Raw genomic sequence first — 229 nt, forward strand, 5'->3', positions numbered from 1 at the left:
ATCGAACCGCAGCAGCACAGCGTGCTCAGCGATGCCGGCGGCAGTGCGACGACCCTGGCCGCGGGAGAAGAGCCGTGAAGTTCACCGATCTGTTTGTCCGCCGCCCGGTGCTGGCGCTGGTGGTCAGCCTGCTGATCCTGCTGGCGGGGCTCAAGGCCTACAGCAACCTGCCGGTGCGCCAGTACCCGTTGCTGGAAAGCTCGGTGATCAGCGTCACCACCGACTACCC

General features: G+C 66.4%; 1 protein-coding gene. It reads left to right on the forward strand.

Features of this window, described 5'->3' with window-relative positions; genetic code table 11:
* Nucleotides 1-74: 74 nt before the first annotated feature.
* Nucleotides 75-229 (forward strand): efflux RND transporter permease subunit (locus F6S12_RS33550; RefSeq protein WP_315870087.1); only part of this gene is annotated, 155 nt, incomplete at its 3' end.

The organism is Pseudomonas sp. JV245A, from assembly GCF_032424515.1.
Lineage (GTDB): Bacteria > Pseudomonadota > Gammaproteobacteria > Pseudomonadales > Pseudomonadaceae > Aquipseudomonas > Aquipseudomonas protegens.